The organism is Nocardiopsis sp. CNT312 (assembly GCF_000515115.1).
Classification (GTDB): domain Bacteria; phylum Actinomycetota; class Actinomycetes; order Streptosporangiales; family Streptosporangiaceae; genus Nocardiopsis.
The window spans coordinates 386,922-403,132 of sequence record NZ_KI911536.1; the positions used below are offsets into that span (position 1 = coordinate 386,922).

Sequence of the window (16,211 nt, forward strand, 5' to 3'; positions counted from 1 at the left end):
CCATGGCGTGGGCTCTGGCCAACCTCTCCCACGCCGCCGACGCCTACGGTTCCACCTGGCGCGCCCGTCTGGTCGCGGTCCTCCACCTGATGACCACCCTGGTCCTGGCCCTGCTCTATCTGCTGCCCGCTGTGCTGGTGCTGTCGGCGCTCACCTGGACGGTCCTGCTGTTCACCCCCCACCCGCCGTCCGTCCCCCAGGCGCTCGCCTCCGGCCGCCCCGCCCTGGACGCGCTCGTCCTTGTGGCGGCACTGTGCACGGCAGGTCCACTGGCCCTCCTGTCCTGCCGCATCCAGCGCGACCGGCTCAGGTCCGTCTTCGGCTTCGTGGAGACCGGCCCCGCCGACCCAGCGGACACCGGGTCCCTCGCCGCGCGTTTGTGGCGGTCCCTGTTCGGAGGCCGGGCCTGGGTCCAGGTGGCGCGCAGCACCCTCGCCGGGGCCTACGCACTGCTGGCCGGCGCGCTGGTCGTCGTTCTGGTGGTGTGCGCCGGTGCCGCCGCTCTGGGGGCTCTGCTCGGTTTCGCCTACATCCTGGCCAACGGTGCGCCCGGCGACCCGGCCGGACCGGCCCTGCTCATGGCCGCCGGACCGGTCGCCGCCCTGCTCGGCCTGCGCCTGGCCCCCTACCTGGTGGCCGGGGAGGTGGCGCTCCACCGCGCCCTGCACCTGGAAGCCCCCGAGGTGCGCATGCGTCGGCGTCTGCTGCACGTCCAGGACAGCCGCCTGCGTATGGTCGACGCCGCCGAGTCCGAACGGCGCCGCATCGAACGCGACCTGCACGACGGGGCTCAGCAGCGGCTCCTGGCCCTGTCCATGACGCTGACCCGTGCCCGCACCCGCCTGTCCTCCGACCCCGACGGGGCCCTGGAGCTGATCGACCGCGCCAGGCGCGAGTCGGGGGAGGCCATGGAGGAGCTGCGCCAGATCGCTCGCGGCCTGCACCCGCGCGTGCTCACCGACCACGGGCTGCCCTCCGCCCTGCCCGTGGCCGCAGGGCACTGCCCGGTCCCCGTGGAGATCGACGCGGACCTAGAACGGCGCCCCTCCCCCCGGGCCGAGGCCGTGGCCTACTACGTGGTGTGCGAGGCGCTGACCAACGCCGCCAGGCACGCCGGGGCCGGGCACGTCCGCGTCCGCGCCCGGCGTGTGGAGCGGCCCCGGAACGGCGCCCTGCTGCGCATCACCGTCACCGACGACGGCGAGGGGGGTGCCGACCCGGAGGCGGGCACGGGGCTGTACGGCCTGTGGGACCGTGTGGACGCCGTCGACGGCACCCTCACCGTCCACAGCCCCGCCGGAGCGGGCACCGCGCTGACCGCCGACATCCCTTGGGAGGCATGAGCATGCACGAGTGCACCGGAGCGGACGGACCGCGCGTCATCATCGCTGAGGACTCGGTACTGCTGCGCAGCGGTATGGCCCTGCTCCTGGAGGAGGCGGGGGTGCGCATCCTCGACCAGGTGGGCGACGCCGACACCCTGCTGGCCTCGGTGCGCTCCCACCCCGAGGCGGACCTGTGCCTGGTCGATATCCGCATGCCGCCCACCTACTCCGAGGAGGGCATCGAGGCGGGGGTGCGCATCCGCCGCGACCACCCAGGAGTAGCCGTTCTGCTGCTGTCACAGCACGTGGTGAGCCGCTACGCCTCCGACCTGTTCGGCGGCGGCGCCACCGGTGTGGGCTACCTGCTCAAGGACCGGGTCGCCGACATCGACGAGTTCCTGTCCGTGCTGTGCCGGGTGGCCGATGGCGGCGCCGCCATCGACCCCGAGGTGGTCTCCCAGTTGCTCAGCAGCCGCCGCGACAGCGCCCTGGAGCGGCTCACCCCCCGTGAGGGGGAGGTGCTGGAGGTCATGGCCCAGGGGCTGAACAACGCCGGGATCGCCGCGCGCCTGAGTGTCACCGAACGAGCGGTGGAGAAACACATCCGCTCGATCTTCACCAAGCTCGACCTGGGCCGGGAGGAACACGACCACCGCAGAGTCCAAGCCGTCCTGCGCTACCTGCGCGGCGCTGACCGCCCCTGACCGGAGTACGACAGACGAGGAAAGGAACAGACGTGACGTTCAAGGCCCGAGGGCTGTACGCCTCCTCCAGCAAGGAGCCGGGAGGGTTCCGCGCGGGTCCGCTGGTACTGCTGGGGGCCCTGGTCGCCGTGCTCCTGGTCGCCGTGGTGGCGCTCTCGGTACTGCGCGGCGTGGACGTGGACCGCCGCTCGCTCAGTGACGGTTTTCCCCAGGCCACCGCCTTGGAGATCGACAACCGCACCTCCGGCGAGGTGACCGTCAGCGGCGGGGGAGAGGAGGTCGTCCTGGAGCGGACGCTGCACGCCACCCCGTTCCAGGAGCCCGGCGAGCACGTCGACCGGAGCGGCGAGCGGGTGCGGGTGCGCGCCGAGTGCGAGGGGCCCTGGTTCCTCGGCGACTGCGCGGTCGACTACGACGTGTCGGTCCCCGAGGGGACCGCGGTGGCTGTCGCCACCGCCGGCGGAAGCATTCGCGTCGCCAACGTCGAGGGCTCCCTCGAACTGTCCAGCGCCAGCGGAAGGATCAGGGTGGAGCAGCACACCGGGGACGTGGAGGTGTCGACCGCCTCCGGGCGCGTGGAACTGGACGGGGTGCGGGGTTCGGCCTCGGTCGAGACTGCCTCGGGACGGATCACCGCCTCCGGGAGCGGTCTGGCGCTGAGGGCCACGACGGTCTCCGGCAGCATGGACGTGTCCGGCTTCACCGCCGAGACGGTGGAGGCCGAGTCCACCAGCGGCTCCCTGTCCGCAGGGGGCGGGTTCACCACAGCGCGGATCTCGACCACCTCCGGCAGCGTCAGCATCGACACCGGCACCCCCTTCGAACTGCTGGAGGTGGACTCCACCAGCGGCAGTGTGCGGATCGACGTCCCCGACGGCAGCTACGACGTGCGGGGGGAATCGGTCTCCGGGTCGCGCACCGTGGACGTGGACACCTCGCCGGAGGCCGACGCGCGGATCGACGTCGACACCGTCAGCGGTTCGGTCGGCATCGGCTAGGAACCGTTGGAGGGTTCGAAGCGCAGCGCCGCCCAGTCCGTGTCGATCGGCACCTGGACGGTACGGTGCCAGCCGGTCGCCTCCAGCACCTTCCAGCCGCGGTCGGCGGTCAGGTCCGTGATGATCGTGCCTCCCCGCTGGGGGTAGCACAGCCACAGCCGGGTGCGGGGACCCACCAGGTCCAACGCCTCAGGAACCTCCCGGGTGACCGTGCCGCGGTCCAGCGCGAAGAAGTGGACGCCGTCGTATCGGGCGCCCTCGAGGGCTCCCAGGTCGATGTGGACGCCCTCGGGCGGCTGGAGCAGGCGCAGGTAGCGTTCGGGGGCGTTGAGGACGAGCAGGCGGTCCCCGGACCGAACCCCCAGCCTGTGGGCGAGCGTGTCCGACATTCCCCTCCGTTCGATCTCCCGCGGCGAGCGGCTCGGTACTCCTCCCGCCACCGTACGGGTCCGCTCCGGTGAAACCGAACACCCACCCCACCGCGAATGGGACATGACGGTCTTTTTACGATGTGCACATGACACATGATGCGGGCGCACTGCGCTGGGGAGTGGCCGGAACCGGCGGTATCGCGCACACCTTCCTCGAAGCCCTGAAGAGCACCCCCAGCGCGCAGGTCACCGCGGTCGGCTCGCGCACCGCCGAGCGGGCCCGCGCCTTCGCCGACACCTGGGGGATCCCCCGGGCCCACGGGACCTACGAGGACCTGGCCGACGACCCCGGCGTGGACGCGGTCTACATCGCCGTCCCCCACCCGGCCCACCACCCGCACACCCTGGCGTTCCTGAGGGCGGGCAAGCACGTGCTGGTGGAGAAGCCCATGGCGATGAACGCCCAGCAGGCGTCGGAGATGGTGGCCGCCGCACGCACGCAGGGGCGCTTCCTCATGGAGGCCATGTGGACGCGGTTCCTGCCCGCCTACCGGCTGGCGCGCGAACTGGTCGCCGACGGCGCGATCGGGCCCCTGCGCTCGCTGACGGCGGAGTTCGGCTTCAGCGCCCCCTACGACCCCGCCCACCGTTTGTTCGACCCCGCGCTGGGCGGCGGGGCACTGCTGGACGTGGGCGTGTACCCGCTGGCACTGGCCTCCCACTTCCTGGGCGACCTCACCGTCGTGGGCGCCACCCGGCACCTGTCGCCCGACCACACGGTCGACACCCACACCGACGTCCTCGTGCGCGGCGCCGACGGGGCGTCGGCGGCCCTGCGCTGCGCGACACGCTCGGCGATGCCCAACCGCGCCGTGCTGGTCGGTGAAGAGGGGTGGCTGGAACTGGACCGTTCCTGGGCGCCAACCGAGGTGGTGCTGCACCGCCGGGGCGGGGAGCCGGAGGCCTTCCAAAGGCCCTGGCGCGCCAACGGCTACGAGTACGAGGCCGAGGAGGTGGCGCGGTGCGTGGCCCGGGGCGAGCTGGAGAGCCCGGACATGCCGTGGGAGGAGAGCCTGCGCCTGGCCCGGCTGGTCGACCGGATCCGCGACGTGGCCGCCTTCACCGACGCTCAGCCCGAAGGCTCCGCGCCCCGGTCCTGACCCGCCCGGCCCCTTGGGCTGTGTTCACCGGTCCACCGTGAGGGCGACGACCTCCAGCACTGGCCCGGGAGGGCCCGGCACGGTCATGCCGAGCGGAGCGCCGGGCGCGTCATGGCCGCGTCGAGCGCGGTCTCCAGGTTGCGCGTCGCCTGGCGGGTCACCCGCGGCGGCGGTGGCGCCGTCCCGGTCCAACGGACAGGCTTCGGCGGTCCACACCACCGCGGGGCCGGTCGGCACGGTGACCGCCTAGGCATAGCCAACGCGTTCGGCCAGACTCTCGGTGCGGACCATGACCGCGGTCATCGGCGCCCTCCTGCCCGTGGTCGGGCGCATCGTCCCGCCGCTCCCAGGGGTGTCCATCTTTGTCGACACTCCCGTCGGTCAATCCGCCCCGGCATCGCGGGGAGTGCCCCGAAGCACCGGTCGATCCGTGCGCCGTGTGGCCGACGACGCCGAAAGGTGAGCGCCGAAGGCGAGGCCGCCGCGTGAGAGCACCCCCTCACACAGTCCCGGCCCCGTCAGGGAGCAGGACGCTCAGGCACGTCACCGAACCCTCCAGCTTCTCGAACTCGGAGATGTCCACCGGAACCACCCGCCACCGGGCGGCGGCCAGCGCACGGATCGTGGCGGGCGCGGCCGCGCTGACCATCACCTCCCGACCGCCCAACGGGAGCACACACGCCCCCGGCTCCTCGGACACCGCGCGCACCGGGGCCATCGCCTGGGCCTCCACCAGATGGGGCAGGCCGATCAGCGACCCGTCGGGCAGGGCGGTCACCGCCGACTTCAGGTGCACCGCCGGTCCCAGGGCCACCGGCTCCACTTCGTACCCCAACGGCTTGATCAGACGCGCCAACTGGTCGGCTCCCTCCACGTCGGTACGGCCGCCCACCCCCACGTAGACGCGCGCCCCCACCTGGAGCACGTCCCCGCCCTCCAGTCTCCCCGGCGGCTCCACCCGCGCCACACGCAGCCCCAACGACCGCACCGACGCCTCCACACCCTCGACCTCGCCGCGCCGCCCCTGCGCACCCGGACGGGTCAGCACCGCCAGATCACCGCACACCACCACGGTGTCCTCCACGAACACCGAGTCGGGGTGTTCGGGCGCCGGATCGACCTCGCGCACGCGCCAGCCCGCCGAGGCCAGTACCTCCTGGTAGATCACGTACTGGCGCATGGCCAGCACCGGGTCCACCGGCGTGCGGGGTAGGTGCGTGACGATGCCCCGCGCCAGGTCGGGTCCGGGCCTGCGGGTCAGGGCGACGCCCGCACTGGTGTAATCGTGCACGGCAGGGCCTCCAAGGGGGTCGGGAGCGGGGAACGGGTCGAGGCGCAACCTACCCTCGCGGGCGGCCCCGGCCCCCTCGCGCCACGCGGGCCGGGCGGCTTGTCCGTAAACGCCCTGCACGGCAGGGTGGGCCCATGGACGTGATCATCGTCGGCGGCGGAATCGTGGGTGCCAGCGCCGCGTTCCACCTGACCAGAAAGGGGGTGTCCACCGCCTTGGTGGACGCCGCCCACCCGGGGCAGGCCACGGCGGCAGGTACTGGAGCCGTCTTTCCCTGGCCCTTCCCCTGGGACGCGCCCGCGGTGTGGGAGTTCAAGGCGCGCGCAGCCGCGCACTACCCCGAACTCATGGACGAACTGGCCCGCGACGGACACCTGACCGGCTACGAGGCGGTCGGGGGCATGTCGGTGGACCGCGAGGGCGACGACGCCGGATACGAACTCCTCCGCGCCCTGGCGCAGCGGCCGGAGCTGGCCACCATGGGCCGGGTGGAGCGGCTGCCCGCCGGGGAGCCGGCCCGCCGCTTCCCCCTGGTCCCCGAGGCCTACGGCGGCGTCCACATCGAGGGCATGGCCCGCGTCAACGGCCGCCGCGCCCGAGCCGCCCTGTTCAACGCGGCCGAGGAACGGGGGCTGCGCTACCACAAGGGCCGCGCGCACCTGGCTTGGAACGGCCACCGCGTCACCGGGGTGAGCGTGGACGGCGACGAACTGGAGGCCGCGACGGTCATCGTCGCCGCCGGCGCCTGGTCAGCCGACCTGCTGGCGGCCACGGGCACGGACCTGCCCCTGTTCCCGGTGCGCGGCCAGATGACGCATTTCGCGCTGCCCGGGACCAGCACACGCCGGTGGCCGGTGGTGCGCTTCGGTGAGCGCGACTACTTCGTGTGCGCCTTCGGCCCCGACCGGGTCGTCACTGGCGGAACCGTCGAGCCCGAGGCCGGCTTCGACCTGCGCACGACCGCGGGCGGGCTGCTGCACAACCTGTCCACCGCCGTGGAGGTGCTTCCCGCGCTGGCCGGAGCCACCGTCGTGGAGACCCGGGTGGGGCTGCGTCCGGGCACCCAGGACGGGCAGCAACTGCTGGGGGCCCTCGACCACCTGCCCGGCGTGGTGGTGGCCACCGGGCTGGGCGGCCAGGGGCTGACCTTCGGCCCGTACCAGGGGTTGGTCGCCGCACGCCTGGCCACGGGCGAGGACACCGGACTGGATCTGGCGGCGTTTCGCCCCGACCGCCCCGCCGACTGAGACCGCACCGGCCCAAGGCGCGCCTTCCACCGCATCGGCCCCATCACGGCCCGCGATGACCTGGGAGAAGACCTCCACCCAGAAAGGCGGCCTCGGTGGAGAGCGCGAGCCCGGCACCGTGCTGGCCATCCTGTCCGCGGCCGTGGCCGCCCGTTGGATCGCGCTGCCCGGCGTGGTCCTGGACATCGCGCTGGGCAGCGCGATCGGCCCTTCGGGGATGGGTCCGGTCGGGGAGACCGAGAGCGTCGCGGCCCTCTCAGGCATGGGCCTCGCACTGCTGATGTTCATGGCCGGCTACGGGACCGACGTCGCACGGGCGGCCCGAGGAACACCGCGGCATACCGGCACCGCGCGGGCCCTCTCCCCGGGAGTGGCCGCCGCCTGGCTGGTGACCGGCGGCCTCCGGGGCACACTCATCATCGGCCTGTCCCTGACCACCACCGCCCTGCCCCTGCTGGTGGTCCCGGCCACCACTGGCACCGAGACCGCAGCCCCGGACTCGGCGCACGCCGCCGCCCTGACCGGCGCAGGTTATGGTCTCGGCCCTGGTCTTCCCCCAAGCCGGGCCGGCACTGGTGCGCCACGGCCACGAACGGGCCGGTAGGTAGCGGTACTCAGGCGTACAGGCCAGGGAAGGGCCACCATGAAGCCATGCACCCCTTCCTCCCCCGTCCGCGGGCCACCCCACAGTTCTACCTGCAGTCCATCATCGCCTTCGCCGCCTCCTCCGTCGGCGCGGGCGCGGGCATCGTCTACCTGCCCGTCGACCTGTGGATGCGCGCCTTCCTGGGGATGAGCGTCCTGTTCGTCATCACCTCCACCTTCACCCTCGCCAAGTGCGTACGCGACCGGCAGGAGGACGCCCTCGCCGAGGAGATGGCGCAGCAGTACCCGCCTATGCCGGTGTGGAACGGCCACGAGCAGCCCCAGCCGCGCCCCTGACCCGTCTCCGCGCCGGAGCTGCGCTAGATTCGTCCCACCAGTCGCATGCGGGATCCGGAGAGGGAAGGTGGGCGTGGTGCAGGACGTCGACCTCGCGCGCAAGGTGCTGGCGGACCAGCCCTTCAGCGCGCTGCTGGGCACCCGTCTGGTCTCCTACGGCGGCGGCGAGGCCGTGCTCGAACTGGACGTGCGCGAGGACCTGTGCCAGCAGAACGGGTTCGTGCACGGCGGTGTCCTGGGCTACCTGGCCGACAACGCGCTCACCTTCGCCGCCGGCTCCGCGGTAGGCCCCGGCGTCCTCACCGCCGGGTTCACCATCGACTACCTGCGCCCGGCCGGCGGCACCGCGCTGCGCGCCCGCGCCCGTGTCGTCCGGGCCGGGCGCACCCGTGTGGTGTGCCGCTGCGACGTGAGCGCCCTGGACGGTGCGGACACCGAGACGCTGTGCGCCGCGGCCCAGGGCACCGTCTCGGTGCTGGAACCGCCCCGCACCCCCTGACTTACCCCTGCGCAACGGTCAATACCGCCCCATATTCGGTCCAGAGCGCGTTTCGTTTCCCTGGTCGGGGACGCCCGTCCCCCACGCTGGCCCCAACCGCCGCACCGGCGGACGGGTCGGGGACGTGAGGAGTGAACGTGGGCGGAGCGGGGAGCGAGAGCGCCGAGACCGGGGGCGAGGTCAACATCGTCCACGTCACGCTGATCGCCGCGGCCGCGGCCATGGGCGGGTTCCTCTTCGGCTACGACAGCGCGGTCATCAACGGCGCCGTCGACGCCATCCAGGAGCGGTTCGGGGTGGGGCCGGCCACCCTCGGCTTCACCGTCGCCGCCGCCCTGCTGGGCAGCGCGCTGGGGGCGGCCGTCGCGGGCACCCTCGCCGACCGGTTCGGCCGTATCCGCGTCATGCAGATCGCCGGCGTGCTGTTCGCCGCCAGCGCCCTCGGTTCGGCGCTGCCCTTCTCGGTGTGGGACCTGACCCTGTGGCGCGTGGTCGGCGGCATCGCCATCGGCATGGCGTCGGTGATCGCGCCCACCTACATCGCGGAGGTCTCCCCGGCTGCCTACCGGGGCCGCCTGGCCGCCCTGCAGCAGTTGGCGATCGTCCTGGGCATCGCCGTGTCCCAACTGGTCAACTACGCCGTGGCCCAGTCGGCCGACGGCAGCGCGCACAACGACCTGGGCCCCGTCCAGGCCTGGCAGTGGATGCTGGGCATCGAGGTGCTGCCCGCCCTGATCTACCTGCTGCTGAGCCTGACCATCCCCGAGTCGCCCCGCTACCTGGTGCGCACCGGGCGCGACGCGCAGGCGCGCAGGATCCTGGCCGAGGTCGAGGGCGGATCGGTGGACCAGGTGGAGCGCCGCATCGCGGAGATCCACACGGCCCTGGGCACCGAGCGGTGCCCGCGCCTGCGGGACCTGGCCGGACGCTATGGGCTGATGCCGATCGTGTGGATCGGCATGGCCGTCTCGGCGTTCCAGCAGCTCGTGGGGATCAACGTCATCTTCTACTACTCCAGTTCGATGTGGCAGTCGGTGGGGATAGCCGAGTCCGACTCGCTGCTGCTGAGCCTGTTCACCTCGATCGTCAACATCCTCGGCACGTTCGTGGCGATCATGCTCGTGGACCGCCTGGGGCGCAAACCCCTGCTGCTGGTCGGCTCGGTCGGTATGACGGTGTCCCTGGCCCTGACCGCCCACGCCTTCAGCCACGCCCGGGTCGTCGGCGAACAGGCCCAGCTCCCCTACGGATGGGCCGTGGCCGCGCTGGTCTCGGCCAGCGCCTTCGTGCTCTTCTTCGCCCTGTCCTGGGGCGTGGTGGTGTGGGTGCTGCTGGGGGAGATGTTCCCCCTGCGGGTACGTGCCGCCGCCATGGCCGTGGCCACCGCCACCCAGTGGCTGGCCAACTGGCTGGTGACCGTCACCTTCCCGACCCTGCGGGACTGGAACCTGAGCGGGGCCTACTCCATGTACGCGGCCTTCGCGCTGGCCTCGTTCTTCTTTGTGTGGCGCTTCGTGCGCGAGACCCGGGGCAAGACGCTGGAGGAGATGGAGGACCTGGCCCGGTAGCCCTACTCCAGGTCGATGAGGCGCTCCAGGTACTCCTCACGGTCGATCTCCCCGCGCGCGTAGCGCATCCGCAGCTCTTGCAAGGCGGGGTCGGACGTGCGCGGCCGCGCCTCCTCCTCGGCGTCGGCGCCCGGACCGGTCAGGCCTGAGCCGGAGGTGGCCAGGACGACGGTGACGGCCACAGCCGTCAGCAGCAGGATCGTGAACAGGCTCATCACGAAGGCCATGGTGCGCTCCCGAAGACATCAGGGTGCGGGAAATGCCCTTGTGTCCGGTGTACCCGGGCAGGTGCGCCGGACACCACGGGGCCGTCTGGCGGGCACGGAGCAGGAGGTTGCCGCGAGCCTGCAGTGGGCACACACTCCGCGGAGGTGGCCATGGCCGACCACTGCCCCGCCGGAGCGCACGACTGGCAGCAGGGCCCCAACGGGACCCGGCGGTGCTCCCGCTGCGGGGCGATCAGCTCACGCAGCTACGAGGCGTTCCGTCCGACCTCGTGGGGGCGACACTCCGTACAGTCGGGTCGGCACGCCGCACCGTAGTTGTTCATACTCATCGACCGGCACCTGGTGCACAGCAGCCGCTTGGAACCGGCCGGCTGGTGCACCCACATGTGGTGGCCCATCCGGCAGATCCCCGACGGGGCGATCCTGGTGTCCTCGCTCGAAGCCATGGACGCACCGTAGCGAACACTCCCGGACCGCGCCAGGTGTTCCCCTGCAGCAGGCGGCGCGCCCTGCCCGAGGCCCGCGCTCAGTCCTGGCGGACGTGTTCGGCCCGCACCGACTCGAAGAACGGGTCCACCTGGCGCAATTGCTCCTGGATGACGTGCGCCAGGTACGGTCCCAGATCCTCGTCGTCGCCGAGCCCGTGCTCGTCACGGAACCGCCTCTCCTGTTGCGGCTCCATGACGAGCTGGAGGTCGACCCTGCACAGCTTCATACGGGCACGGTACCGAAGGGCCCACCGCCGCACACCGAGCACGGCCGATCGGGGCCATGAGCCCCCGCGTCTATGGGGCCGCCCCGAAATACGCGGCGTATACCCTGGTCACCGCCTCACCCCTCGGCCGGGCCGGGTGCAGGCCCTTCCACGCCCGACGATCCGAGGTTCCCTGATGCGTGTCCTGCTCGTGGACAACCACGACTCCTACACCTTCAACATCCACCAGCTCCTGGCACACGCCCTGGGCGCACCTCCCCGAGTCCTCACCAACGACGACCCCCGATGGGACGGGTTCGGTCCCGACGAGGTCGACGCGGTGGTCGTCTCACCTGGCCCGGGGCGCCCGCAGAACCCCCGCGACCTGGGGCGCCTACCCGAACTGCTCTCCCGCACCCGCCTTCCGGTGCTGGGCGTGTGCCTGGGCCACCAGGCCATCGCCCACCTGGCTGGAGCCGACGTCACCACCGCCCCCCAGCCCCGGCACGGCCACCTCACCCGCATACGCCACACCGGCCGGGACCTGTTCGCCGACCTGCCCCAGCACTTCACGGCGGTGCGCTACCACTCCCTGGCGGTCGCCGAGCCCCTCACCGCGTCCCTGGCCGCCACCGCCTGGGCCGAGGACGGCGTCCTCATGGGCCTGCGCCACCGCCACCTGCCCCGCTGGGGCGTACAGTTCCACCCCGAATCGGTCTCCAGCGACCACGGAAGCGACCTGATCGCCAACTTCCTGAACCTGGCCCGCCCCCGCGCCACCGGCGGGGAGACCGTTGCGGCCGCCACCGCCCCGCGGCGAAGACCCCCCCGCCCCGCGGCGCCCACCCCCTGCGTGCACACGCTCGACCGCGCCGTCGACACCGAGGCCGCCTTCGCCCACCTGTACGGCGACAGCGACCACGCCTTCTGGCTGGACAGCTCGCGCCCCCGGGGCCCGGCCCGATTCTCCTTCCTTGGAGCGGCCACCGGCGAGATCCTCACCTACCGTGTCGGGGAGGGCGGCACCCGCGTGCGCACCCCCGAGGGCGCCGAACACCGCGAGCCCGGCACCATCTTCGACGCACTGGAGCGCCGCACCGACCGCACCGCACCCCCCGGTGGGCTGCCCTTCGACTTCACCGGCGGCTACGTGGGCTACCTCGGCTACGAGCTCAAGGCCGACTGCGGCGGCACCCGGGCCCACACCTCACCCCTGCCTGACGCCGTGTGGATGCGCTGCGACCGCTTCACCGCCGTCGACCACGCCGAGAACACCACCTACGCCGTGCACACCGACACCGGTGCGCACGCCTGCGACCGGGCCCGCCGCACCCTGGAGCGCCTGCGCCGCCTGCCCTCCCTGCCGCCACCGCTGCCCGCGCCGCCGGCCCTGCACCTGCCCGACCACCTCGAACGCCCCCGCCAGGGCTACCTGGACGACATCAAGGAGTGCCTGGGCCACCTCGCGCAGGGCGAGAGCTACGAGATCTGCCTGACCGATCGCCTGCGCCTGCCCCAGGCCCCCGGCAGCGACCTGGACGCCTACCGGCGCCTGCGCTCCGCCAGTCCCGCCCCCTACGCCGCCCTCCTGCGGTTGGGCGGGGCGAGCGTCCTGAGCGCCTCACCCGAGCGATTCCTGCGCGTGGACGGCCACCGCACGGCCGAGAGCCGCCCCATCAAGGGCACCGCACCCCGCCACGCCGACCCCGAGGCCGACGCACGCGCCGCACGGCACCTGCGCACCGACCCCAAGACCCGCGCGGAGAACCTCATGATCGTGGACCTGCTCCGCAACGACCTGGGGCGGGTGTGCGAGACGGGCAGCGTGGAGGTGCCCGCGTTCATGTACACCGAGTCCTACGCCACCGTCCATCAACTGCTGTCCACGGTCCGGGGGAGGCTGCGCCCGGAGGTGTCCACCGTGGAGGCGGTGCGTTCCTGCTTTCCCGGCGGGTCGATGACCGGCGCGCCCAAAGTGCGCACCATGGAGATCATCGACCGGCTGGAGTCCTCGGCACGCGGGGTGTACTCCGGGGCGCTGGGCTATCTCTCCCACACCGGGACCGCCGACCTGAGCGTGGTCATCCGCACCGCCGTGCGCGCCGACGGCGAGGTGACCATCGGTGCGGGCGGCGCGATCGTGTTGGACTCCGACCCGGGCGACGAGTACGCCGAGATGCTGCTCAAGGCCGCGGTGCCCGCCCGAGCACGGTAGGGTTCGCCCTTCCTTGCGGGCCGCCTACACCACGGGTGCCGGATACGCCAGGGCGCAGGGACCTTGACCTTGTGACGCGCCTCACCTACGTTCACTCGCAACCATGCCGCCACGCGCCCCGGGTCCGGGGCGCGTGGCGGCGCGCGCCGTCCGGCGGGGAGGGGAGGGTGACCGAGCCCGGGACCGACCGCCGACACCACGTTCCCACCACGAAGGGAAGCCGCACCATGGCCCCCACCACCGTCCCGCCCTTCCGCGCCGACCACGTCGGAAGCCTGCTGCGCCCCGAACGGCTGCTGCACGCCCGTCGGGAGCGCGCCGAAGGCGCGATCGGCGACGAGGACCTGCGCGGGGTCGAGGACGAGTGCGTCCGCGAGGCGGTGCGCATGCAGGAGGACGTGGGTCTGCGGTCGGCCACCGACGGCGAGTTCCGCCGCTCCTCCTGGCACATGGACTTCATCTACCGGCTCGGCGGCGTGTCCAAGGTCCAGGACCCGATCGCGGTCACCTTCCACAACGAGCGGGGGGACGTCGAGTTCACCCCCTCGGGGCTGCGCGTCACCGAACCCGTCCGCTTGGAGCGGACCATCTTCGCCGACGCCTTCTCCTTCCTCACCAAGACCGTCACCAGGAACACGCCCAAGCTCACGATCCCCTCGCCGAGCATGGTGCACTACCGGGGCGGGGCCGCCGCCATCGACCCGGGCGTCTACCCCGACCCGGAGCGCTTCTGGGACGACCTGTCGGCAGCCTACGCCGCGCAGGTCGCGGCGCTGGGCCGGATGGGCTGTACCTACCTGCAACTGGACGACACCAGCCTGGCCTACCTCAACGACCCTGCCCAGCGCGACATGATCGACGGGCGCGGTGAGGGCGGCGACCACATCCATGTGCGCTACATCCGGCAGATGAACGCGGCCCTGGCCGACCGGCCCGAGGGCATGCGCGTGACCACGCACATGTGTCGGGGCAACTTCCGCTCCTCCTGGGCGGCCAGCGGCGGCTACGACCACGTCGCCGAGGAGCTGTTCGGCGAACTCGACGTCGACGGGTTCTTCCTGGAGTTCGACGACGAGCGCTCGGGCGGGTTCGAGCCGCTGCGGTTCCTGCCCCGCGACAAGTACGCGGTGCTGGGCCTGGTCACCACGAAGAAGGGCGAACTGGAGAGCAAGGACGACCTCAAGCGCCGGATCGACGAGGCTGCCCGGTACGTGCCGCTGGAACGGTTGTGCCTGTCGCCGCAGTGCGGGTTCTCCCCCACGGTCGAGGGCAACGGCCTCACCTACGACGAGCAGGTCGCCAAGCTCGCCCTGATCGTGGAGACCGCCGAGGAGGTGTGGGGCTAGCGGGCACCGCACGTCCGTCGCCCGCCACCACCCGCGAACACCTGTCGGTCGTGCTTGGGGCGGAAAACGGCGTGCCCCGCCTTCGGCATACCCTCGTCCGTGCGGGGGGACCCAGCGACGGGCCCGCCCCAGCCCGTCCACAGGGCCCGCTTCGACGATGGTCCGCGCCGCCGGGCCCGCGATACGGTTGTCGCCATGGACAACACACCGACCAGGCCGTCCACCTCGGCCGAGGACTACGTGAAGGTCATCTACGACCTCCAGGAGCGGGGAACCGGTCCGGTGACCATCTCCGGTATGGCCGAGCGGCTGTCGGTGGCCAACTCCTCGGTGTCGAGCATGCTGCGCAAGCTCACCGACCTGGGCCTGGTCGAGCACCGCCGCTACGGCACGGTCAGCCTCACCGAGGCCGGTACCAAAGCAGCCCTGTCGGTGCTGCGGCGCCACCGGCTGCTGGAGACCTACCTGGTCGCCGAACTGGGCTACTCCTGGGACGAGGTGCACGACGAGGCCGAGATCCTCGAACACGTGGTCTCGGACAAGTTCGTCGACCGGATCGCCGCCCACCTGGGCGACCCCGACGTCGACCCGCACGGCGACCCCATCCCCTCCGCGGAGGGCGACATCGCCGAACGCGCGTCGGTGCTGCTGTCCGACGCGGTGGAGGGCACCAGCGGGGTGGTCGTGCGGGTCAACGACAACGACCCCGAACTCCTGCGCTACCTGGCCGACATCGGTATCGGTATCGGTATGACCGTCACCGTGGTCGAGCGCCAGCCCTACGCGGGTTCGGTCCAGATCGTGGTCCGTGCCCGGGCGGGCGCGGACGAACGCCCCCGCTCCCTGGGGCTGGTGGCCGCCGAGGCACTGTGGATCGAGCCGGGGGGAGCGTGATCCGGCCGGTGCGCCCCGGGCAGGGTCCCGCCCGGGGTCAGGCCCGTTCGGTGGCCGGTTGCCGGGTGGAGACGTCGAGGACGGTGTCGCAGGCCTCGCGCACGGCGCTGTTGTGGGTGGCGATGACCACCGAACACCCTTCGGCGGCCATGGCGCGCAGGGTGTCGACCACCATCTGGCCGTTGCCCTCGTCCAGGGCGCCGGTGGGCTCGTCGGCCAGCACCAGGGACGGTTGCTTGACCAGCAGGCGGGCCAGGGCCACCCGCTGCTGTTCGCCGCCCGAGAGGTGGTGCACCCGCTCACGGGAGCGGCCGGCCAGCCCCACCCGCTCCAGGGCCTCGGCCTGGGCGGGCCGGTCGCGGCGGGCCACGTCCAGGTTCTCGCGCACCGTGGCGTTCTCCATCAGCGCGTAGTTCTGGAAGAGGTAGCCCAGGTGGTCGCGGCGGAAGCGGCGCCGCCCGCCGGCCCGCAGGCGGGTGAGGTCGCGTCCGCCGTGGCTGATGCTGCCGCCGGTGGGGGCCTCCAGCAGGCCCAGGCAGTTGAGCAGGGTGGTCTTGCCCGCCCCGGAGGGGCCGGTCAGGGCGAGCATCCGCCCGGGGGGCAGGTCGAGGTCCAGGCCCCGCCACAGGGTGCGGGCGCCGAAGGACTTGGACAGGTCGCGGACGGTGATCACGGCAGATCCCTTTCAGGCCTGGGCGGCGCCCTCACGGACGATACGGCGGTGGAAGTG

19 protein-coding genes are annotated in these 16,211 nt (G+C 72.5%); 13 read left to right on the top strand and 6 right to left on the bottom strand.

Translation table 11 applies throughout. The features are described 5' to 3' along the window. Window positions 1–2 precede the first annotated feature (2 nt). From B042_RS0118720 to B042_RS0118730, 3 genes are read left to right on the top strand one after another with little or no spacing between them, the layout of a single operon-like run. Entirely contained in the window at window positions 3–1,343 is a 1,341-nt protein-coding gene (locus B042_RS0118720; RefSeq protein ID WP_028649618.1) for a sensor histidine kinase, read from the top strand. Continuing rightward, window positions 1,340–2,029: a response regulator transcription factor gene (locus tag B042_RS0118725; protein ID WP_155989210.1), complete on the top strand. Its 690-nt coding sequence runs from the start codon at window positions 1,340–1,342 to the stop codon at window positions 2,027–2,029. The genes B042_RS0118720 and B042_RS0118725 overlap by 4 nt, the downstream gene beginning before the upstream one ends. Before the next feature lie 32 nt (window positions 2,030–2,061). After that, window positions 2,062–3,027 carry a DUF4097 family beta strand repeat-containing protein gene (locus B042_RS0118730; RefSeq protein ID WP_028649620.1) on the top strand — a complete coding sequence of 322 codons (966 nt, stop codon included), beginning with the start codon at window positions 2,062–2,064 and terminating at the stop codon, window positions 3,025–3,027. Here the strand turns inward: B042_RS0118730 and B042_RS0118735 are convergent. Then, window positions 3,024–3,416: a hypothetical protein gene (locus B042_RS0118735; protein ID WP_028649621.1), complete on the bottom strand. Its 393-nt coding sequence runs from the start codon at window positions 3,414–3,416 to the stop codon at window positions 3,024–3,026. The two genes, B042_RS0118730 and B042_RS0118735, sit on opposite strands and share 4 nt — an antisense overlap. A 128-nt stretch (window positions 3,417–3,544) precedes the next feature. On the opposite strand from B042_RS0118735, the gene B042_RS23855 reads away from it, so the two are divergent. Then, window positions 3,545–4,558, top strand: a complete 1,014-nt coding sequence (locus B042_RS23855) for a Gfo/Idh/MocA family protein (RefSeq protein WP_051415783.1) — start codon at window positions 3,545–3,547, stop codon at window positions 4,556–4,558. 24 nt (window positions 4,559–4,582) lie between these two features. Here B042_RS23855 and B042_RS25920 read toward each other — a convergent pair whose 3' ends face one another. Then, complete coding sequence (locus B042_RS25920) at window positions 4,583–4,795, bottom strand: hypothetical protein (RefSeq protein WP_155989212.1); 213 nt, start codon at window positions 4,793–4,795, stop codon at window positions 4,583–4,585. A gap of 262 nt (window positions 4,796–5,057) precedes the next feature. Then, complete coding sequence (gene ddaH, locus B042_RS0118750; protein WP_028649622.1) at window positions 5,058–5,849, bottom strand: dimethylargininase; 792 nt, start codon at window positions 5,847–5,849, stop codon at window positions 5,058–5,060. Between the two features lie 134 nt (window positions 5,850–5,983). On the opposite strand from ddaH, the gene B042_RS0118755 reads away from it, so the two are divergent. The 5 genes from B042_RS0118755 to B042_RS0118775 all read left to right on the top strand — a co-directional run bounded on the left by B042_RS0118755 (window position 5,984) and on the right by B042_RS0118775 (window position 10,105). Next, window positions 5,984–7,096 carry an FAD-binding oxidoreductase gene (locus B042_RS0118755; protein ID WP_028649623.1) on the top strand — a complete coding sequence of 371 codons (1,113 nt, stop codon included), beginning with the start codon at window positions 5,984–5,986 and terminating at the stop codon, window positions 7,094–7,096. Between the two features lie 55 nt (window positions 7,097–7,151). Beyond that, window positions 7,152–7,700 carry a cation:proton antiporter gene (locus B042_RS0118760; protein ID WP_028649624.1) on the top strand — a complete coding sequence of 183 codons (549 nt, stop codon included), beginning with the start codon at window positions 7,152–7,154 and terminating at the stop codon, window positions 7,698–7,700. A 47-nt stretch (window positions 7,701–7,747) separates the two neighbouring features. Further along, complete coding sequence (locus tag B042_RS0118765; protein WP_028649625.1) at window positions 7,748–8,038, top strand: YiaA/YiaB family inner membrane protein; 291 nt, start codon at window positions 7,748–7,750, stop codon at window positions 8,036–8,038. Between the two features lie 76 nt (window positions 8,039–8,114). Beyond that, on the top strand, window positions 8,115–8,537 hold the full coding sequence (locus tag B042_RS0118770; protein WP_369797729.1) for a PaaI family thioesterase: 423 nt from the start codon (window positions 8,115–8,117) through the stop codon (window positions 8,535–8,537). Window positions 8,538–8,674: 137 nt separating this feature from the next. Continuing rightward, window positions 8,675–10,105: a sugar porter family MFS transporter gene (locus B042_RS0118775; protein WP_028649627.1), complete on the top strand. Its 1,431-nt coding sequence runs from the start codon at window positions 8,675–8,677 to the stop codon at window positions 10,103–10,105. A 2-nt stretch (window positions 10,106–10,107) separates the two neighbouring features. Here the strand turns inward: B042_RS0118775 and B042_RS0118780 are convergent, their stop codons facing one another. Then, window positions 10,108–10,332: an SHOCT domain-containing protein gene (locus B042_RS0118780; protein WP_028649628.1), complete on the bottom strand. Its 225-nt coding sequence runs from the start codon at window positions 10,330–10,332 to the stop codon at window positions 10,108–10,110. 315 nt (window positions 10,333–10,647) lie between these two features. Between B042_RS0118780 and B042_RS25925 the strand changes: the two genes are divergently transcribed. Further along, window positions 10,648–10,791 carry a hypothetical protein gene (locus tag B042_RS25925; RefSeq protein WP_155989214.1) on the top strand — a complete coding sequence of 48 codons (144 nt, stop codon included), beginning with the start codon at window positions 10,648–10,650 and terminating at the stop codon, window positions 10,789–10,791. Window positions 10,792–10,858: 67 nt separating this feature from the next. On the opposite strand, the gene B042_RS0118795 is transcribed toward B042_RS25925, so the two are convergent. Next, window positions 10,859–11,047: a hypothetical protein gene (locus B042_RS0118795; protein ID WP_028649630.1), complete on the bottom strand. Its 189-nt coding sequence runs from the start codon at window positions 11,045–11,047 to the stop codon at window positions 10,859–10,861. A 175-nt stretch (window positions 11,048–11,222) separates the two neighbouring features. Between B042_RS0118795 and pabB the strand changes: the two genes are divergently transcribed. The 3 genes from pabB (at window position 11,223) to B042_RS0118810 (ending at window position 15,481) form a co-directional block, all read left to right on the top strand. Then, a complete protein-coding gene (gene pabB, locus B042_RS0118800) occupies window positions 11,223–13,241 on the top strand; it encodes an aminodeoxychorismate synthase component I (RefSeq protein WP_028649631.1) in 2,019 nt (672 codons plus the stop codon). Window positions 13,242–13,468: 227 nt separating this feature from the next. Then, on the top strand, window positions 13,469–14,587 hold the full coding sequence (locus tag B042_RS0118805; RefSeq protein WP_028649632.1) for a 5-methyltetrahydropteroyltriglutamate--homocysteine S-methyltransferase: 1,119 nt from the start codon (window positions 13,469–13,471) through the stop codon (window positions 14,585–14,587). Between the two features lie 195 nt (window positions 14,588–14,782). Further along, window positions 14,783–15,481, top strand: a complete 699-nt coding sequence (locus B042_RS0118810) for a metal-dependent transcriptional regulator (protein ID WP_028649633.1) — start codon at window positions 14,783–14,785, stop codon at window positions 15,479–15,481. 37 nt (window positions 15,482–15,518) lie between these two features. Here B042_RS0118810 and B042_RS0118815 read toward each other — a convergent pair whose 3' ends face one another. Further along, window positions 15,519–16,154, bottom strand: a complete 636-nt coding sequence (locus tag B042_RS0118815) for an ABC transporter ATP-binding protein (RefSeq protein ID WP_028647700.1) — start codon at window positions 16,152–16,154, stop codon at window positions 15,519–15,521. Between the last annotated feature and the right edge of the window lie 57 nt (window positions 16,155–16,211).